Raw genomic sequence first — 16,084 nt, forward strand, 5'->3', positions numbered from 1 at the left:
AAGCCAGATCGTTAACTGACTTTTTCCAGCGATTTCACCTCTTCATCATCAAGCATTGCTTCATCGATCAGATGCGGTGAATGCGTGCTTTTTGCTTTCTGTTTTTTACGCTGCTGACGATGCACGCCCAGCGCCAGCATACAAGGGGTTATCACCAGCGTCAGAACCGTTGCAAAGGCCAGCCCACCCGCCACGGCTGTGGCAAGTTGTGCCCACATTTGCGTAGACGGGGCGCCAAATTCCACTTTGCGCTGTATCAGATCCACATTCACCATCAGTACCATTGGCATCAAGCCTAAAATGGTGGTGACTGTGGTCATCATTACAGGACGTAAGCGCTGGGCGCCGGTGCGAAGAATCGCCTCAATCGGCTCCATGCCCTGGTTTCTGAGCACGTTATAGGTATCAATCAGAACGATATTGTTATTCACGACTATCCCGGCCAGCGAGATGATACCAATCCCGGACATCACTATGCCAAACGGCTGATTGAACACCAGCATCCCAAGCAGTACGCCGACCGTTGAGAACAGAACAGCTGTCAGGATCAGAAAAGCCTGATAGAAAGAATTAAACTGGGTGACCAGAATAATCGCCATCACAGCCATCGCAACCAGGAAGGCTTTACTCAGGAAAGCCGACGCTTTCTCCTGCTCTTCGTTTTCCCCTCGGAGCGTAATCTGGACCCTGGGATCCAGCCCCAGTTCGGGTAAACGCGCCATGACTTCAGGAATGACTTTACTCAGATTATAACCGGGCGCCATGTCAGCCGTTACCGACAGCGCCTGACGTCCATCCACTTTTTTGATGGTATCCAGCTTGTTGGCGGCTTCTAAAGTACTGAAGTTACTGAGCGGAATCTGCCCCTGCGCCGTTTTCAGCCGTAGCTCTTCAAGGCGGGTAATATGCCGGTACTGTTCCGGGAACCGCACACGGATATCCATTTCATCATCAACGTCATCAGCCCGGTATTCGCCGAGCGTTAACCCTGTTGTGACAAACTGGACATTATTTCCGACCAAAGTGGCATCTGCGCCAAACCGCGCGGCATCGGCCCGATCAACTTTTATCTGCCATTCGATACCCGGTTTAGGGCCGGTATCATCAATGTTGGTGAAGGCAGGGTTAGATTCCAGTTCCTTACGGACTTTCGCAACTGAGTCTTTCAGCAGTGCAGGAAAACGTGAACTGATTTGCAGGTTGACATCTTTATCGCCCGTTGGTGGCCCAGCCTGATCCTGCCGCACTTCAATTTCCAGCCCGGCAAGCCCGGCGGTGCGCTGCTTAATCTCTTCAATCGTTTCCGCCGCCGGACGTCTGTCTTGCCAGTCAATCAGGTTAACCCTAAGCATACCAATTCGGTCATCGCCTCCCGAGCGCGCATACAGGGTTTCTACCTCAGGTAGGTTCAATAGTTGGCGTTCCACCTCTTTGATCAGACGATCTTTCTCTTCAATAGATAAATCGCCCTGAGATCGAACAACGATATTAAACCCTTCCGGCTCCACCTCAGGGAAAAATTCCGTCCCGTTACCGGCTTTGCCGTACAGCAGGATAACCGCCAGCGAAAACAACAACGCGCCGAATAACACCTTCCATGGCCGTTTGACCGCCGCTTTCAGTACCCGGACATAATTGCCGGTGAAACCTGGCAGGTGCTCAATATCGCCCTCTTCAGCTTCAATCAGTTGCTGACGTTTTTCAGCAGAGATGGGCCGCGGCTTACCAAACAAGCCACCTAATGTCGGCACAAAAATCAATGCCATCGCCAAAGAGGCAACTAAGGTCATGATCAGCGTCAATGGCAGGAATTTCATGAACTCGCCCATGATACCCGGCCAGAAGAGTAACGGGCCAAAAGCTGCCAACGTCGTTGCTGTGGAGGCAATAATCGGCCAGGCCATACGCTTCGAGGCTTTTTTGTAGGCTTCATAGCGCGGCGTGCCTTCACTCATTTCGCGGTCGGCGTATTCAGTGACCACAATGGCACCGTCTACCAGCATACCAACGGCCATGATCAGAGCAAATAGCACTACCATGTTGACCGTATAACCCAGCACGGCCAATGCCAGAATCCCGGTGAGAAACGAGCCTGGAATGGCAATTCCCACCAGCAATGCCGTACGCGCACCAAGAATAGCGATAATCACAATGACCACCAGCAAAATGGCAGACAGCACGTTATTTTGCAGGTCGTTCAACATGGTTTTGACATGTTTTGACTGATCACCGGTGTAATCCACCGCGATGGTTGGCGGCCAGAATTCGCGCTCTTTTTCAATCAGTGCTTTCACACCTTCGACCGTCTGGATGATATTTTCACCAGGCCGCTTTTTGACTTCCAGTGATACCGCAGGCTTACCATTCACGCGCGCATAAGACTCGGCATCCTGAAACGTCCTGCGAACAGTAGCGACATCACCAAAGGTAATCACTTTATCGCCAGACACCTTAACCGGCATTTCCATGACATCTTTAATATTGTCGAAGACAGAAGGCAGCTTGATCGGAAAACGCCCCTGCCCGCTGTCGAGTGTACCTGCCGCCACAAGCCGGTTATTACGGGATATCAGGTTATAAATATCTTGCTGATCCAGGTCGTAGCTTTCCATCAGCAGCGGATCAACCAGAATCTCAATCATGTCTTCCCGATCCCCACCGATATCCACTTCCAGCACTTCCCGCATGCTTTCCAGCTTATCTTTAAGATCACGAGCGATGGTAATCAGTGCTCTTTCTGGCGCAGTGCCCGACAACATAACTGTGATGGCCGGGTTTTCAGAGGCCATAGTGACTTCATTAACCGTCGGCTCGTCTGTGCCGTCCGGCAATTTCGCCTTTGCCAGACTCACTTTCTCGCGCACATCCGCTAAGGCACTGTTGGTATCGGCCCCTGCCACAAATTCCAGTAACACCGAACCATGCCCTTCACTGGCGGTTGAGGTCATTTCTTTCACGCCATCTAAGCCGCGCAATTCCTTCTCCATGGGTCGCAGCAACAAGCGTTCAGCATCTTCCGGTGAAATACCGCTATGGGAAATCGAGACGTAAATAAAGGGAATGGTAATATCCGGTTCCGCTTCTTTAGGAATACTCTGGTAACTCATATACCCGGCAACCAAAAGAAGCAGCAGAATAAGGACAACGGTACGGGTACGATGCAATGCGGCATCTATCATCCCAAGCATTCTCAGTTCTCCATCCTGATAGCTTCAACACGATCACCCGGCCGGACGAAACCCTGACCAACGGTGATCACATCCACCACGCCTGAAAATCCACCCAGCCAGGTACCGTCACCATCACTTTTCACGACACGCACCGGAGTAAAGACCACATGATCTTTCTCTACTGTTTTAACACCAAGATTCCCGGCCTCATCCAGAGCCAGTACGGCAGGCGTGACTTTAATGGCTTCCGTTTCTTCAATCGGTACCACCAGCTCAGCACTGGTCCCTGCCAGCAAGTGCAGCTCATCATTGTCGAAAGCGACCTCGATACGGAAAGTATTTGTGGTTTCATTTGCCACTTTCGAAAGGTAGCGAACCTTGCCTGTGGCAGCATGGTTTCCTGTCAATCTTGCCTCCGCTTCCTGGCCCAAACGAATATGCTGAATATCCGTTTCGGTGACATCAGCCCGGACAATCAGCGGATTGATATCCGCAATATTACCGACCGGATCGCCCACCTGAACATAATCGCCTACTTCTACCATTCGCTCATTCAAGATACCGCTCAATGGAGCCCGGATGGTGGTTTTTTCCAGCTTCAGCGTCAAGGTTGCTATGGTCGTTTGCGCATCAACAAGGTCAGCTTCGGTTTGAGCTAACAGAACACGCCCCTGAAAGCCTTTTTCATTCAGTCGCTTCGCACCGTCGTATTCAATCTGCCGCTGTTTGAGCACGGCTTTCGCCCGCTTTAACTGCTCCGGCCAGTCATCCTGAGCCAGACGGGCAATGATTTGTCCTTCCTTCACTAACGAGCCACGCTGCGCAATCACATCAACGACTCGTCCAGCCACTTCGGCTTTGATTGTCGCCTGCCGGCTGGGTTCTGTTTTACCGTATAAGGTCAGACTACGAAATACCGGCTCGGCAGCGAAGGTGGTGATTCTGACTTTAGGGACCGGCGCCTTATCCTGAGACTGAACAGGCACACTGTTTTCATTACCCGGCGCCTGCATTGCTGTGCTGTCTTCCTGAGACTGACCACCAGACAGCATCCAGCCAAGAATCAGAACGGTAATACCAATGGCATATATATAAGGCCTGGCCGCCAACCACCGTAACACGGTGTGTAGTCCTCTCATCATATTCTCCTTTTTTATGACGAAACGTCACTAAACGCTACCACTCAAGTCTAATGCAATTTTTCTGGATTCATTTTGTTATTGCCCCATAAAATGAAACTGCAACTGTGAGCTTTAACATTTAAAAGTAACGAATAAATCAAGCTGAATTCTACTTATGTGTCTGTGAGATAAAAAGCAGAGCTTACTTGTTTCAACTGTATTGTTCTGAATATGTTAACTCTGATGAAAAACGGGATTATTAACGTGTCTGTACTTTATGAATTAACCCATTTGCAATATACCTTATTCATAGTCGGTACACGTCTGTAGCAAGTCACATACCAAAAAATATTTATACTATAATTCAATAAGCTACAGAAAACCCAAACTCAGAGCATGGCGAGAACAACCAAAATCTGGCGAATTGTTTACTTTTTTATTCATGCTGTTATGCAATTCGCCACATCAGTTGGGGTTAATTTATCTGTTGTTAACTCTATATATAAGCAGACTTTTCTCTGATACACTCCGCCGAAAATACAGGTGGTGCTTTAAGGAATAAAGCGATGATCGAATGGAGTAAAGATCGAATCTGGTATCAGGATATGCCGTGGAAACGTTATGGCGTGCCTGTTGGCTGCCGCATGACAGTGATACGGCTCAAAAATGATAATCTTCTTGTCCATTCCCCGGTTCAGCTCACTACTGATATTCAGCTCCGGTTAGCAAAACTTGGCCGTGTCACAGCCATAGTGACGCCTAACCTGAATCATCATCTCTTTTTGTCCGAGTGGTGGCTCGCCTACTCTCAGGCGACCTTTTTTGCCCCTCCGGGGCTTCAGTTCAAGCGCACAGATCTGGTTTTTGATGATGCACTGGGTGCCGAAACGCCTGCGCTGTGGCGAGGACAATTATTGCAGACGCTGTTAAGAGGCAGCGATCATGTTGAAGAAGTGGTGTTTTGCGATCCCGAATCACAAACACTGATCCTTGGCGATGCCATGGCCTGGCTGCGAAACAGCCACAACCCGGCCACCGTGGCCTTAGCCTTAGCCAATGGCTGCTATTTTCATCCGGCAATGCCACTCTACTGGCGTCATAGCTTCCACAACAAAACCCGGTTACGCCAGTCTTTACAGGAAATGCTGACCTGGCCATTTGACAGAATCCTGTTTGCCCATGGGCAAGTGATACCCGAGAACGGCAAACATATCTTTTCTCAGGCTTTTCGCTGGGCACTGGCCTAGAAAAATAACGCGCTCAGTTGCAATAAAGCTGTCAGCTTTTCACTCCACTATGAACCATGATAAGTGTATACCTAAACTACTTGATGATGCAGGTAGGCGGCAAGTGAATGAATGTAGCCAACACCGCTGCAGCTTCAAGTAGGACAGGTATAGTGATGATGAAAACAGGGATTCAATGTGACTATTACCGAGCGTTTGCCTGAACTGATACAACTTGAAGCACTGATTGAAAGCGAAGCGAAAATCAAGAACCGGATTAGCCTGCAAGCCAGTGAGTTAATCCGGTTACCTTTCCATGAGCAGCATCTCCCCATTTATGAGTGCCGTTTAGGCAATCCCGCCCCCGGCCTGCCCTGCCTGTTTCTGGTTGGCGGAGTGCATGGCCTTGAGCGCATTGGGACTCAGGTTTTGCTCTCTCTGCTGACCAGCCTGTGTCAGCGTCTGGCTTGGGATAATAACCTGCAACGCACGCTTGAGAACATGCAGATAGTGGCGATTCCGCTGCTTAATCCGGTGGGTATGGCCATGCAGCGCCGCTCGAACGCCAGACATGTTGATCTGATGCGCAATGCCCCTGTCGAAAGCCAGGAGCGTACAGCATGGCTGGTCGGTGGCCACAGAATCAGCCCTTGTCTGCCGTGGTACCGCGGTCCGGCAGGGCGTCCAATGGAAGCGGAAGCACAGCTGCTGGTTGATCAGGTGCTAAAGCAGACCCGGCAAAGCCCGTTTACCATGGCGCTGGATTGCCATTCTGGCTTCGGGCTCAGAGACAGAATCTGGTTCCCTTATGCCAAAAGTACCCGGCAGCCAGTCTCACGACTCGGCAGTCTGTTTCGGGTGCGGGAAATGTTTTTTCAGGCTTACCCTCATCAAAACTATGTGTTCGAGCCACAGACAAAACACTACACCTGCCACGGCGACTTGTGGGACTTTTTGTATGATGAAGCTGAAGCTCAGGGAAATCCGCTGCTACCGCTCACGCTGGAAATGGGCTCCTGGCTTTGGGTGAGAAAAAACCCGTTGCAACTCTGGCATCCACTGGGCTTATTCCATCCCATTAAAAAGCACAGAGTACAACGGACACTCCGCAAGCATCTCGTTCTGTTAGACTTTCTGATAAATGCAACCGAAGCTTATACCAACTGGTTCAGTCACAACGAAGAGATGGCCGACTGGCACCAGGCAATGTTGCTCTGGTATTCATCAAACCATCAGGATAACCGCTCATGACTCACTGCCAACGACCTATTATCCTTTTGCGAGGATTACTTCGCGAGCAAAGGCACTGGGGCAATTTCACCCAACAGCTAAGGTCGCATTTTCCTTTCCGAAAGGTGATCGCTTTGGATCTCGCCGGTAACGGTCAACGGTTTCTGGAGACATCACCCTCCACCGTCAGTGCCATGGTTGATGACCTCCATCAGCAGTTACATTTTTTGCATGCCCGCGAACTCGACACGGAAAATAAAATAGAAGCAGGTACCTATGATCTGCTGGCGATTTCTATGGGAGGGATGATTGCGCTTGAGTGGGCAAGATTGTACCCGGAGGAAGTGAAGTCGCTGGTACTGCTCAATACCAGTGATGGCAAACAATCCCCCTTTTATAAACGATTACGGTGGCGGCAGTATCCCAATATCATCAGGTTGCTGATGAGCAAACCCAAAGAGCAGGAAAAATTCATTCTTCATATGACCTCAAACATGTATCCCGGAGATCCTGACATACTGAAAACATGGATTCGATGGCGCAAAGAATGTCCTATCCAAAGGAGTAATCTGCTTCGGCAACTGAACGCCGCAATGACTTTCAGATATAAAGATGTTCCGGATAAACCCGTATTACTGCTTGCTTCGCAACATGACGAGCTGGTCGATGTTTCTTGCAGCCAAACGCTTGCCCACCACTGGCAGTGCCCTATACACATTCACCCCAGTGCCGGCCATGACTTACCACTTGATGACCCCGACTGGGTGTGCCGTTACTCACTGGCATTCTGGCAGAATGCAAAATGAAACCAGATTGCATAAAGCCAGCTTGATTGCGAAGTTTACTCAGCAGCCAGTTTGTTCAGCTCATTGTAAAGCCACACACTTCTTGGTTGTAACAAGAAGAAGTCCGTGACGTCTCAGTGTTGATACGTCACAAAAGAAGCGTTACCGATATTCTCAAAGATGACATTGCATACGTTGAGATTTATGCAGGTGCATAATCATCGTAGGAGAATTTTCATGTCTTACAATCGCAGTATTTTCATCACATCTGTTACCGCTCTGAGCCTGGTATTACTGCAGGGCTGCAGTTCCGGTGACGACGAAACCAGCACACAAGCCCCCACCGCCTCGCCCATCGATAAAACGATGAACATCTATTTACCGGCAAGAACGGATAAAAAACCCAACACTAAAAATCCGGTTTTCCAGTTCACCAATGTGGCCTATTTCCGCGAAAATTTAGAGTATGACAACCCGGCTCAGTTTACGATTTTTGATGATGGCACTTGGGAATATTATGCCGAGCGTATTATCAACAACAAAGTGACAGGCGGCGAAGACAATTCTGGTGGCGCATGGATCCAGACTTTTTATGTGAAATACTACAGTGACTGGGATCAGTATAAAAAAACCTGTGCCGGTTCTATTCTTCATTCCAACAACTATGATTTAGCCACAGCCAAATACAATGTTGAGCTAAGAAATTATAAACAAAGCGGCTTGGATAATGTGCTAAAACAAAAACTTCCTCAGATTCGCTGTATTGATGCTTATCAGCAATGGCATCAATAACATCCTCTGATAGCGCTAAACTTTGCCCGGCAACCACCAGGCAAAGTTTGGCTTAAGCTCTGAGCTTACTTAGGCGAGGCAAACACCTGGGTCCAGTAAATGCCGTAGGTACTGCCTGAGTTGGTATCAGAAGCTGCGCCCATCTGCGTGAAACTGCCGTTCATGATATTTCTGCAATGCCCAGGACTTTCTAACCAGCCTTGCATCACAGCAGATACCGTCTTCTGGCCTGCCGCAATATTCTCACCTACGGTTTTCCAGCTGTAACCCTGTGCTGTTACACGCTGACTCGGTGATGAGCCATCCAAACCGGTATGACTGAAATAGTCATAATTGGCCATATCGCTCGAGTGCAGGAATGCCGTTTGTTCTAAAGTGGAATCCCATGTCAGAGGAGCAACTGCCGGCATCCAGGTTCCGCCACAGTCCTGGCCCTGTGCCCGTGCAGCATTCACCGCTGCCAGCATTTCATCAGCCATAGATTGATTTGAGCTGCCAGAGCCGGTTTGATCTGAGCCGCCTGTATTTGAGCCAGTGCCGGTTCCGTCGGAGCCAGAGCCTGTGCTTCCGCCTGTCGTTTGATCACCACCGCCGGTCGTTGGTCGCTCAGAAGAGCCACCATTAGATACTGAAGAGCCGTTATGAGAAGTAGAGCTGTCACCTGAACCGCCGTCTGAACCGCCACACCCGACAAGGGCAAACATAGATAAAATCAATACTGTAAGAATTCGCATGGGTACATCCACTTAATAATAATAAGATCCTGATTTATAACGCAGAGGCCAGAACAATCAGTAGCCAGGGATAAGTCTCTGCAATGTGCAACCTTTACAGCTGCAAAGATAAAATCAGCCAACAACGGGAGAGGAATATACTGACTGCAAACATCTGCTAGCAATAGCTGACGTTTAAAAAATGCGCATCCTGACAATCATTTGACACAAAAATTTGCCAGTTTTTGAGCACAAGGCAGAACTTAATCTCAACGAAACAAGCAGATAAACCACCCGTACATTGTTCAAAATTCACACAGAAGGATTAGGTTGTTTTTTGTTCGATTTTAACAAAAATCACACACAGTGACATTGATGCAAGCAAGATATCAACAAGGAGAATGAGAAGAAGGTTAGGACACCAAGGATCTGGCCACTCAGGCCAAATCCTGCTGGCTGAGGCTTACGCCTTTGATTTGCGCATACAGGTTATCGCCGACATGGAGGTGCAGTTCATCTGCTGCCCAGGGCGTGATATTGGCCGTCAGGATTGACGTGCCAACAGCTAAACGGAGCACCACGATATCAGAGTGATATTTATGCTGCTCTATGCCTTCGACGGTCGCGGGCAACACATTCCGTATACTGGTCTGCGCGGGTTTGATTCGGGTGACGGAAATGTCATTCGCGTGAATTCTCACCCTGACCATTTCCCCGACTGGCCGGCGCACTCTGCTGACCCACAACGGCAGATCTGGCCCGATACAAAGCTGGGTCAACGGATAGGAAGGATGGTGTTCAGTTACTTTTAGCTGCAACACTGAGCTTTGTTCTCTGGCGCTGAGCCAGGGACGCATCACAGAGGAGGCCCACACATCTGTCAGTGCGCCATTTCCAATCACTTTCCCCTGATCCAGCACAACCATGTGATCTGCCAGGCGAAGTATCTCATCCAGGCTGTGACTGACATAAAGCACAGGAATACTGACACTTTTAGCTAACGATTCCAGATAAGGCATCAGCTCTTGCTTGCGCGGTAAATCCAGCGAGGCTAAGGGCTCATCCATCAACAACATATCGGGTTTACTCAGTAACGCGCGGCCAATGGCAACACGCTGCTTCTCTCCGCCAGATAAACTGGCAGGATAACGACCTAATAAATGCGATATATCCAGAAGTTGAACGACTTCACTGAACAGTTCCGGGTCTGGTTTGCTGTGGTTTCCGTAAAGCAGATTACCTCTCACCTTATAATGCGGAAACAATCTGGCATCCTGAAAAACATACCCAATACGGCGCTTTTCCGGTGGTAAATCAATGCCCTGCCAAGTATCACAAAGCACATGCTTGCCAAATGCGATGTGGCCTTCATCCGGCTTACTTAACCCGCTGACGATATTAATAAAAGAGGTTTTTCCTGCACCAGAACGGCCAAAAATGGCAATGATACCCGATTCGGGTAAGCGCAAGTCGACATCCAGTCGCATTTGTCCAAGTTGCTTGACAAAGTTCAACTCTAACATCAGTTACCCAGCCTGTTTCGCGCTATACGAGCCAGCCACTCTGCGATTACCAGAGACAGCAAAGCAATAATAATGGCAATCACGCACAAGCGGGCAGCTTCCACTTCGGCCCCCGGTGTCTCTATGAATGAAAACATAGCCAGAGGGATAGTTTGCGTTTCGCCCGGTATATTCGAGACAAAGGTGATGGTTGCGCCGAATTCGCCCAACGCCCGGGCGAAGGCAAGTACGGTACCGGTAAGTATACCGGGTAACATAAGCGGTAATGTGATGGTAAAAAAGACTTTAACCGGACTGGCCCCGAGCGTGCGGGCCGCCTGCTCCAGTTTAGGATCAACATTTTCCAGCGCAAGCCGTATTGCTCTTACCATTAACGGAAAAGCCACCACAGCGACAGCCAGAACAGCACCACGCCAGCTAAACCCAAACGTGATGCCAAACCAATCGTACAGATAAGCGCCAATCATACCCTGGCGCCCCATCATGACTAACAGCAAGTAGCCGACCACGACAGGAGGAAGAACCAGCGGCAAATGTACCAGGCCATCTAACAGGGATTTGCCCCAAAACTGCCCTCTTGCCAGCAACCAGGCACAGCCAATTCCTGCCGGCAGACTGACAATCACAGCAGTGAATGCGACTTTCAAACTCAGCTGCAGTGCGGTGACTTCGTAGTCGGTTAAGGTAAAGGTATCCATGGGAAAATTCAGAATGACACACTTCCCGTTGGTTAATTGACTGAAAAGCCGTAGCGTTCGAACACTTCGGTTGCATCAGACGACTGCAGGTAATCATAAAATCCCTGTGCCGCTTTCGATGGGGCCTGCCGGGTTAGCGCAACCGGATAGGTGATGGGCTGATGGCTTCGCTCAGGGAACTGGGCAACAATTTTGACGTCTTGTGCTACCTGAGCATCTGTCTGGTAAACAATACCAAACTTCGCTTCCTGTCTTTCCACCAACAAAAGCGCAGCACGAACATTGTTTGCTCTCGCCAGCAAAGGTTCTGCCCGCTGCCAGAGCCCCAGAGACTCCAGGGCCTCTTTGGCATAAATGCCTGCCGGTACATGATTCGGATCGCCAACAACCAGTCGGCTGCCATTCAATGTCTTCGTGATGTCCCACGAGGCATTTAGCGGTACTGAATTCACCGATTCAGATTTATGCGTAACCAAGACTAATCGATTATGTAGTAAATCTTTGCGTGATTCGCTATTGATCACTTTCTGCTCTGCCGCATAATCCATCCATTTTGTATTTGCTGATAAATACAAATCTGCTGGTGCACCTTGAGCTAACTGGCGGGCAAGCGTTGACGACGAGGCAAACGAGAGTACAACCTCATTGCCACTGGCATGCTCATAACTTTCCGCCAATTCATTCAACGCATTGGTGAGCGAAGACGCAGCAAAAACCAGCACTTTTTCCTGTGCAGTAGCCTGAGGCAGGTTAAACAGACACAGAGAAAATAACACGAACCAAAGCTTTTTCATTACCAGACTCCATTCCAATCAATGAGTCAGAGATAGTAAATTGCAAGACTATACCTGACAATTATTTTCTGACCTTTAAGTCAGAAAATAAAAAATTACCAAAAAAAGAGCCCTGGGCAATCATGCTTACACTAAGCAGCGATTGGCCAGGACTCTCGCCCGACGTGTTTTGCTTTGCGCTGAAAACTGCCTTTGCCTTTTCGGGCTTTTTCAACTCTGCTGCGGAAAACTTTACTGGTGACGACGGCTTTAAGGGCATTGTCCATGATTGTTCCGCGACCATGATCAGTTTCAAAACCAGTATTTGTGGCCTGCTCTGTGTGCTGGCAGCACTTTTTCTTTGCCATTATATGCTCCTTGGTTAATCAGTAATTACCGGCAAATTTCAAGCGAAGTGTACGCCTGACAGTTAAAAATACAAGAGATTGCCAAGATAAATTTTAGTCATCAGATTTCAAAAAAGCGCTTTAATTTCCTGACGTTGCTACTTCACCGCCAGAAACACCGGGGTCAATATACTGTTTATACAAATCCAGGAATTCTAATACGACTTCTCTTGCCACGTCTGTTTCGCAATTGGTCAAAAAAACCATACCTGTCTGAGTGATCGGGTTAAAAACCATTTCTGTTCTTATCCCTTTGACCCAGCCACCGTGATGAACAAAGCCGGTAATCCCCTGATAGTCAAATGTTCGCCACCCTAAACCGTAATACACATTACTCAGCTTCGCCCGGTACCGATACTGATTAGCCCTTATCAATGGCTTATGTAACAAAGTTAGGTTGTCTTCACTGAGGACTTCAGGATATTGGCCAAACTGAGCCAGCATCCACTGCGCAAGATCCTGTGCGCTGGCATTGACACCAGCCGCCGCTGGTACGCCATAATAGTAAGGAGCAGGTTTAACTGCCGCATAGCCTGACTTGGTTCTGACATGCGGGACAACCCTGTCATCGGCATTCAGAAAGCGCTCCAGGCCAAAGGTTGCACTGTGCATATGAAGCGGAATAAAAATATGCTCTGTCACAAACTGGCTGTATTCCATGCCAGATGCCAGTGAAATCATGTCAGCACTCAGGTTATAAACAATGTTCTGGTAGCCGTAACATTCACCGGGATCGCAAACAAACTTTACCCGGTTTAATATCGAAAGAATCCGCTGATAACTCACATCATTTTCAAGCAGATCAGAGTACGCCTGAGGCACCAGACCTGTGGTATGCGACAAGACATTTCGCAACGTGACGACTTTACCTAAATCCGGATCGCTGAATTTAACATCTTCAAGATACGGGATAACATGTGTATCCCATTCAATCAAACCACGGTCAACCAGCAGCGCCGTTGCGGCTGAAGCAAAAGTTTTAGAAATGGATGCCAGAGGAAACACAGTGGCAGAATCTATTTTTTTAGCGCCCCCCACCTTCGTGACACCGTAACCACGTAATAAGCGGATCTCACCATTGACGAGTACAGCCAGTGACGCGCCAGGGATTGAGCTTGTCACGGCTTGATTCACAAATTTATCCAGCGCAAAAACAATTTCATCACCAGGGGCTGCACATGCACCCCGAATGCCTAAGACGAAAATACAGCACCACAACCAGGTTCGACAGCACACAATCCCACCTGACACCCTCTCCCCTGCACAAGCAGGTAATAGGGTAGGTATAATCTAAGAAGTTAAAAACAGGTATCAATCGCACACTATTCACTTCTTTTTCCTGCGACAATCTATAATCACAGGTATGACGAAAGGGCTGTTACCATCAGCCAGATTAACTGTCACTGAGCAATCGACACCAGAAGCTGTAGCCATGAAGTTAGCTGTACTCAAGACGTATCTTCACATCGCAACAAGGTGACCAATATCACACTTTGATGGTAAAGTATGATTTGACGCACACTTTACAGTGACGGCATCAATTTGATTTATAATAATGAGCACTCATCCGATGAGTTATTTGAGATCAAGGGCACATTTTAATCCTGCTGCTGCTAAGCCAGGATTCAATATGCCGCCTCAATCATACTAAGAAAAAACGATAAAGGTTGGTAAGCATGAAAGTGGTCGACTTTCTCAAACAGAAAAGTGAAATCTTGGCCAAGCACCCATTTGAGCTGAAAGACTGGCTGTCGCCGTCAATTCGTGACTATTGGATTGAATTCCTGAACAAGGCACATGTCACAGGTTGGGCTAAAGCTGAGAATATTGCCTCAAATGGCGAATCTGTACAGAAAACGGCAGCTATCGAGATCCATCCTGAAGCCGCCAAACTAATGGAAGAACTGCTCGCATCGCTGGGTGAAGAGATTCACGTGGGTAACTGGCTGATTGTCGATCAGGATCGTATTAACCGATTTGCCGATGTCACGGATGATCATCAGTGGATCCACACGGATCCGGAACGCGCTGAGCTTGAGTCACCTTTTAAAACAACAATTGCGCACGGATTTCTTACGCTGTCGCTGCTCTCTGTGCTGACAGATAGCGTCGATCCCAACAACCAGAAATTTCCTACCGCAAAAATGACCGTTAACTACGGTTTAAATCAGGTACGTTTCCCCTACCCGGTTAAAGAAGGTAGCCGGGTGCGAGCCCGTACAAAAATCCAGTCTGTCACGCCTGTAAAACGTGGATTGGAAATTGTGCAGGAAATTTCCGTAGAAATCGAAGGATGCCGCCGCCCTGGCTGCGTAGCAGAATCAGTCGTTCGGCTGTATTTCTGATCGATATCTCATGCCTTAACGCTCAAACTTTCACTCAGTTTGAGCGGTAAGGCACAAGACCGCCGTTTTTCCTTTCAGAAGCCAACGCCAGACAGTGACAAGGCCGCAATGCGGACAGTACCCCCTGCTTACATTGACACATGCCTATTTCGTATATTCCCTTAATATCAGGGGCTTTTTGTTGTCCAAGATCCCAACCTTAAACTCTATCAGTTTAATTCACGTGCTATTTCCAGTTTGATGTTCGTCAGTTTGTTTGGCTATTCACGTATGAATGGCATCCCATATTGGGACTGATTTTTAGGGAGAGTCACTATGATTAAATCCAACCCGTTTACTGACACTGACAGGGATCGCGCTGCTATCTGGGATATGCTTGTCACGCGTGACATCAAAGCTTACTGCGAGGCAGACTGGTCACAAGTGGCCGAAGACTTCATTGAAGATGAGTTTTATGCCATCAATGCCAACAAGTCAGATAACCCGGCAGCGTGGACTTTCGCTTTTTCCTCTCTGGCAGACTACCAGGAAGAGTGGCTGCGTCAGGCAATGCTCGCGCAGGAAACTGTGTACAGCGAACCGTTAGAGCTGGCGGTTCATGCTGCAACCAGCTTGAATGAAATTACCATAGAGAATGGACGAGCGATTGCCCGTAAACAATTTTGCGGCAGTATCCAGCGTGCTGATGGCGGTGCTGATGAACTGCTATGGCAGTCACTCTACTACCTTAAACGCACAAATACAGGCTGGAAAATCTGTGGCTTTACCGGTTACCTGCCGTATTCCGCATAATTTATCCCCCAGCGCTTTAGCTGCCCGCTGCGAAGCGGGTAGCTTCTCAGTTAAATACCGATAATAAAATGCAGGCAAATAAAGGAAATAGTCCCGATAAAAAGAAGGTAAAGCCAAAATGGTAGTTTGCTTTAATGTCTCTTTGCTTACCTGCTTCTATCTCATGATCCGACAACATTGATGCCGCTTTGATAGCAGCTCGATCACCATCAAAAGATTGGCTCTCTTTGCCACCATTCCAGACAATGCCAGCCAGTGCCCATTGAAGTGCGAACATATAAAACAGAACATCACCACTAACACTGAATGGCTGCTCGAAAAATTTATGGCCAACCCATACCGCACCAGCTGCCAGTAAATTACTCAGCAATACGTATTTCAGAAAATTCAGCATCTTCTCATTAAATTATGCGACATAAAAAACGGTTTATTTCGTGCGAGCCCACTTTAATGACTTTGTATTAATATGCAAGTACACACATTTGAGTTGGACTGAATTTCAGATGCTC

At 48.4% G+C, this 16,084-nt stretch carries 15 protein-coding genes; 6 read left to right on the forward strand and 9 right to left on the reverse strand.

Translation table 11 applies throughout. From position 1 onward, the window contains the following. Positions 1-11 precede the first annotated feature (11 nt). Together KCG43_RS13080 and KCG43_RS13085 are read right to left on the reverse strand one after the other, a co-directional pair. Positions 12-3,188, reverse strand: coding sequence for an efflux RND transporter permease subunit (locus KCG43_RS13080; RefSeq protein ID WP_218385459.1), 3,177 nt, complete (start codon positions 3,186-3,188; stop codon positions 12-14). Positions 3,189-3,190: 2 nt separating this feature from the next. Beyond that, positions 3,191-4,312 carry an efflux RND transporter periplasmic adaptor subunit gene (locus KCG43_RS13085; RefSeq protein ID WP_218385462.1) on the reverse strand — a complete coding sequence of 374 codons (1,122 nt, stop codon included), beginning with the start codon at positions 4,310-4,312 and terminating at the stop codon, positions 3,191-3,193. A gap of 545 nt (positions 4,313-4,857) precedes the next feature. Between KCG43_RS13085 and KCG43_RS13090 the strand changes: the two genes are divergently transcribed. The 4 genes from KCG43_RS13090 to KCG43_RS13105 all read left to right on the forward strand — a co-directional run bounded on the left by KCG43_RS13090 (position 4,858) and on the right by KCG43_RS13105 (position 8,324). After that, positions 4,858-5,538: a DUF4336 domain-containing protein gene (locus tag KCG43_RS13090; protein WP_218385466.1), complete on the forward strand. Its 681-nt coding sequence runs from the start codon at positions 4,858-4,860 to the stop codon at positions 5,536-5,538. Between the two features lie 177 nt (positions 5,539-5,715). Further along, complete coding sequence (locus tag KCG43_RS13095; protein ID WP_218385468.1) at positions 5,716-6,768, forward strand: M14 family zinc carboxypeptidase; 1,053 nt, start codon at positions 5,716-5,718, stop codon at positions 6,766-6,768. Beyond that, on the forward strand, positions 6,765-7,553 hold the full coding sequence (locus tag KCG43_RS13100; protein WP_218385470.1) for an alpha/beta fold hydrolase: 789 nt from the start codon (positions 6,765-6,767) through the stop codon (positions 7,551-7,553). Before KCG43_RS13095 ends, KCG43_RS13100 begins: the two co-directional genes overlap by 4 nt. Before the next feature lie 183 nt (positions 7,554-7,736). Continuing rightward, positions 7,737-8,324, forward strand: coding sequence for a hypothetical protein (locus tag KCG43_RS13105; protein WP_218385472.1), 588 nt, complete (start codon positions 7,737-7,739; stop codon positions 8,322-8,324). Between the two features lie 65 nt (positions 8,325-8,389). Here the strand turns inward: KCG43_RS13105 and KCG43_RS13110 are convergent, their stop codons facing one another. From KCG43_RS13110 to KCG43_RS13135, 6 genes are all read right to left on the reverse strand, one after another. After that, entirely contained in the window at positions 8,390-9,058 is a 669-nt protein-coding gene (locus KCG43_RS13110) for a CAP domain-containing protein (protein ID WP_192013868.1), read from the reverse strand. Positions 9,059-9,474: 416 nt separating this feature from the next. Then, positions 9,475-10,560, reverse strand: a complete 1,086-nt coding sequence (modC, locus tag KCG43_RS13115; RefSeq protein ID WP_192013870.1) for a molybdenum ABC transporter ATP-binding protein ModC — start codon at positions 10,558-10,560, stop codon at positions 9,475-9,477. Beyond that, positions 10,560-11,258 carry a molybdate ABC transporter permease subunit gene (gene modB, locus KCG43_RS13120; protein WP_192013872.1) on the reverse strand — a complete coding sequence of 233 codons (699 nt, stop codon included), beginning with the start codon at positions 11,256-11,258 and terminating at the stop codon, positions 10,560-10,562. Before modB ends, modC begins: the two co-directional genes overlap by 1 nt. Positions 11,259-11,290: 32 nt before the next feature. After that, positions 11,291-12,052: a molybdate ABC transporter substrate-binding protein gene (modA, locus tag KCG43_RS13125; protein ID WP_192013874.1), complete on the reverse strand. Its 762-nt coding sequence runs from the start codon at positions 12,050-12,052 to the stop codon at positions 11,291-11,293. Positions 12,053-12,183: 131 nt separating this feature from the next. Continuing rightward, positions 12,184-12,399 (reverse strand): alternative ribosome-rescue factor A, encoded by a 216-nt coding sequence (locus tag KCG43_RS13130; protein WP_218385474.1) that lies wholly within the window; start codon positions 12,397-12,399, stop codon positions 12,184-12,186. A 120-nt stretch (positions 12,400-12,519) separates the two neighbouring features. After that, positions 12,520-13,572: a serine hydrolase gene (locus KCG43_RS13135; RefSeq protein ID WP_237795923.1), complete on the reverse strand. Its 1,053-nt coding sequence runs from the start codon at positions 13,570-13,572 to the stop codon at positions 12,520-12,522. 542 nt (positions 13,573-14,114) lie between these two features. Between KCG43_RS13135 and KCG43_RS13140 the strand changes: the two genes are divergently transcribed. Beyond that, on the forward strand, positions 14,115-14,783 hold the full coding sequence (locus KCG43_RS13140) for a MaoC family dehydratase (protein ID WP_192013879.1): 669 nt from the start codon (positions 14,115-14,117) through the stop codon (positions 14,781-14,783). A 315-nt stretch (positions 14,784-15,098) separates the two neighbouring features. Beyond that, positions 15,099-15,575, forward strand: coding sequence for a hypothetical protein (locus KCG43_RS13145; protein WP_192013881.1), 477 nt, complete (start codon positions 15,099-15,101; stop codon positions 15,573-15,575). 46 nt (positions 15,576-15,621) lie between these two features. Here KCG43_RS13145 and KCG43_RS13150 read toward each other — a convergent pair whose 3' ends face one another. Further along, the gene (locus tag KCG43_RS13150; protein ID WP_192013883.1) at positions 15,622-15,969 is read right to left on the reverse strand and encodes a hypothetical protein; all 348 of its coding nucleotides are present in this window, start codon (positions 15,967-15,969) and stop codon (positions 15,622-15,624) included. Positions 15,970-16,084 lie beyond the last annotated feature (115 nt).

It is taken from the genome of Photobacterium sp. WH24 (assembly GCF_019204055.1).
Classification (GTDB): Bacteria; Pseudomonadota; Gammaproteobacteria; order Enterobacterales; family Vibrionaceae; genus Photobacterium; species Photobacterium arenosum.